Annotated in this window: 3 protein-coding genes and 1 tRNA gene; 2 read left to right on the top strand and 2 right to left on the bottom strand. The window is 69.5% G+C overall.

Annotated features, from left to right (window positions below; translation table 11 throughout):
• Window positions 1-574, top strand: a 574-nt coding sequence (locus ACOJUJ_RS21625; protein ID WP_420128993.1) for a methyl-accepting chemotaxis protein, incomplete at its 5' end; no start/stop codon positions are given.
• Window positions 575-735: 161 nt separating this feature from the next.
• Here the strand turns inward: ACOJUJ_RS21625 and ACOJUJ_RS21620 are convergent.
• A complete protein-coding gene (locus ACOJUJ_RS21620) occupies window positions 736-1362 on the bottom strand; it encodes a phosphatase PAP2 family protein (protein ID WP_420128992.1) in 627 nt (208 codons plus the stop codon).
• Window positions 1363-2550: 1188 nt separating this feature from the next.
• Here ACOJUJ_RS21620 and ACOJUJ_RS21615 point away from each other — a divergent pair.
• Window positions 2551-2627, top strand: a tRNA-Arg gene (locus tag ACOJUJ_RS21615).
• 107 nt (window positions 2628-2734) lie between these two features.
• On the opposite strand, the gene ACOJUJ_RS21610 is transcribed toward ACOJUJ_RS21615, so the two are convergent.
• Window positions 2735-2878: a hypothetical protein gene (locus tag ACOJUJ_RS21610; RefSeq protein ID WP_420128991.1), complete on the bottom strand. Its 144-nt coding sequence runs from the start codon at window positions 2876-2878 to the stop codon at window positions 2735-2737.
• Window positions 2879-3139 lie beyond the last annotated feature (261 nt).

Raw genomic sequence — 3139 nt, 5'->3', positions numbered from 1 at the left:
CACGGTCGCGGTGGCTGGCCAGGGCGGCGAAGTGGTGGCGCAGGTCGTGGACACGATGACTGGCATCGAGGCCTCGTCGCGACGGATCAGCGACATCATCTCGGTGATCGATGGCATCGCTTTCCAGACCAACATCCTGGCACTGAACGCCGCAGTGGAAGCCGCGCGCGCTGGCGAACAGGGCCGCGGATTTGCGGTGGTCGCCAGCGAGGTACGCGCGCTGGCGCAACGCTCGGCCGACGCCGCGCGTGAGATCAAGGCGCTGATCGAGGCCTCCGTCGGCCAGGTGGAGCAAGGCGCGGTCATGGTGCGCACTGCGGGCAGCACGATGGAGGAGATCCTGACCTCGGTGCATCGCGTGACCAGCATCATGGCCGAGATCTCTGCCGCGTCGCAGGAACAGAGCGCCGGCATCGCACAGGTCAGCCAGACCATCGTGCACATGGACGAAGCCACCCAGCAGAATGCGGCGCTGGTGGAGGAAGCCAACGCGGCGGCACGCTCGATGGAGAGCCAGGCGCAGGCGCTGCAGGATGCGGTGGCGATCTTCAAGCTGAGCGGCACGGCGTATTGATGGCGCTTCGTACGTCCCTCCTCTCGCACTCCGGGGAGGGACGCACGCGGCGTTGATCGCGTCGACCGCATATCGCCGGTCTGCAGGGCGTCTTCTTTCGAGTGTTGGACCGCTGGCGCAGCGTGCCTTTCACCTTAGGCGAGCGGAACGATGCGGGGCTCTCAGCCCCGCCAATGGCGGCGCGACTGTGGTTTCTCTGCGCCCGATAGCGCAATCCCGGTCTTCGCGAACCAGCGCTCGGTGTCGAGCCGGGGCATCGCCTGCGTGGTGCCGAGTACAAGCGTGCCTGCCAGTGCGGCTGCGACGACGACGCCTCGCAGATCGAGCGCCAGCCGGCGCAGCAGGCGCAATGTGAAGAAGCAAGCGCACATGCCCAATGCCGTGCCGGCGACCACTTCGCTGGGTGGGTGCGCGCCGATCGGCACGCGCGACCAGGCCACTAACGCTGCAAGCCCGGCGCCGGCGAGCGTCGCCATGACCCGCAGCGCGCGTTGCGGCGGAGGTACGAGCAATGCGAACAGCGCCGGCCATAGCAGCCAGGCCAGGACGGCGTGGCCGCTGAAGCAGGTGAGGTCCCAGCGCCGGATACCGGTGCCCCAGCCGTAGAAGGCGATCTTGCTGCCTGCCACCAGCGCCAGGCTGGCGGCGACGATGCTGGCCCATTGCAGCAGTTCGCCGTTCGACAGCCGCGGGGCCGCCGGTCGGACGCGCAGCCACGCCGCGATGGCGGCCAGCAGCGGCACGACGAGCACGGCGTCGCCGAGCAGGGTCAGGGCTTTCCAGGGCATGGGGATCCGGGTGGGGGCCGGGTGCTGCAGTCGCAGCGTGCGCTCGATTGTAGGGGGCGGGGATGGCGGGGGGCTGAAGACTGGTGGTGGTGCCTGGGGAGACGGCGCGCCCCCTCCCCAGCCCTCCCTTGCGCGCGGGAGAGGGGGTTTCGAAGCTGCCCCCCTTCCCGGCCCTCCTCTGCAGGCGGGGGGGAGACAAGGGCCGCGTTGCGCAGGGGCGGCCGTGCTGCCCTCCCCCGCACGCGGGGGAGGGGGTTTTCGAATCTGCCCCCTTCCAGGCCCTCCTTTGCAGGCAAGGGGGAGACAAGGGCAGCGTTGCACCGGAGCGGCCGTGCTGCCCTCCCCCGCACGCGGGGGAGGGGGTTTCGAAGCTCCCCCACTTCCCGGCCCTCCTCTGCAGGCGGGGGGGAGACAAGGGCAGCGCTGCGCCGGGGCGGCCGTGCTGCCCTCCCCCGTTCACGGGGGAGGGTTGGGTGGGGGCCTCGTTCCGATCGCTGTGCTCTGCGGCCTTGTCCACTCCGGTCTTCCGCCCATGAGGGACGCGATGTTCGCGAGCGGGGGAGTTTGAAGCTGCCCCCACCCCAGCCCTCCCCCGCACGCGGGGGAGGGGGTTTCGAAGCTGCCCCCCTCCCCGGTCCTCCTCTGTAGGCGGGGGGGAGAGAAGGGCCGAGTTGCGCAGGGGCGGCCGTGCTGCCCTCCCCCGTTCACGGGGGAGGGTTGGGTGGGGGCCTCGTTCCGATCGCTGTGCTCTGCGGCCTTGTCCACTCCGGTCTCCGCCCATGAGGGGCGCGATGTTCGCGAGCGGGGGAGTTTGAAGCTGCCCCCACCCCAGCCCTCCCCCGCACGCGGGGGAGGGAGCAGATGCGCACAAGTCGTCCTCTAGGTAGACCAGCCCTCCCCCGCACGCGGGGGAGGGGGCAGATGCGCACGAGTCGTCCTCTCGGTAGACCAGTCCTCCCCCGCACGCGGGGAGGGAGCAGATGCGCACAAGTCGTCATCCAGGTAGAGCAGCCCTCCGCCGCGCGCGGCGGGAGGGAGCGGGGGCGCCGACGCCGGGTGCGTGATGAGGATCCACCGCTTTATCCGCGTTGACGCGGGCGGTCTCGATGGCCGGGTGCATTGCGGACGCCTGTTTGGGCTACAATCGCCGGCCGCCCTCCTCCGCTTTGCGGTGGTCGGCCGGACAACGCGCCTGTAGCTCAGCCGGATAGAGTAGTGGCTTCCGAAGCCATTGGTCGGGGGTTCGAATCCCTCCAGGCGCGCCATTTTCGGACCGACGGATTCGAGCGCTGATACGCGCAGAAGTCAGGTCCACGACGCTGTCACCCATCGCGCCCGGCAGAACGGCGGGACATGGGCCCCGCCGCGCAGATTACTTCTTGTTTCCCTTCTTATCCGGTGCCTGCGACAGCGCGGAGCCAGCCGCTGTCTTCGCGTCCTTGCTGCTGCCTTTGTTCTTCAGCGTCTTGGAGGCCGCAGTCGCAGCCTTGGGGCTGGTCTTCTCGTTCTTCGCCATGTTGGTGATTCCCGGGATGCCGGCGGCTACCGGCCGTTGGATCCTGCGCCCCATCCTGCTGCTGCGCCAGACCTACCGTGGCTGACGACACGCGCACCGTCGGCGCTGTCTGGATTCGCCGCGCCCCTGCCAAGCGCCGTCATGCCGGGCACGTCTCACCACCCGACGTGCTCACGAAGCAGATGGGGCGCGTAGAGTAGACACGCGCACGGGGGCGCCTTCGGGGAATCGACGATGGACTTGAAGCACAAGCTGCTGCTG

The organism is Longimicrobium sp. (assembly GCF_048594345.1).
Lineage (GTDB): Bacteria > Gemmatimonadota > Gemmatimonadetes > Longimicrobiales > Longimicrobiaceae > Longimicrobium.
The sequence above is the reverse complement of the archived record's forward strand: the minus strand, read 5'-3'. Positions and strand labels throughout refer to the sequence as shown.

Bases quoted from the DNA above. Each gene is read 5' to 3' on its own strand.
- ACOJUJ_RS21620 (WP_420128992.1), bottom strand. From the start codon at position 1,362: ATGCCCTGGAAAGCCCTGACCCTGCTCGGCGACGCCGTGCTCGTCGTG.
- ACOJUJ_RS21610 (WP_420128991.1), bottom strand. From the start codon at position 2,878: ATGGCGAAGAACGAGAAGACCAGCCCCAAGGCTGCGACTGCGGCCTCC.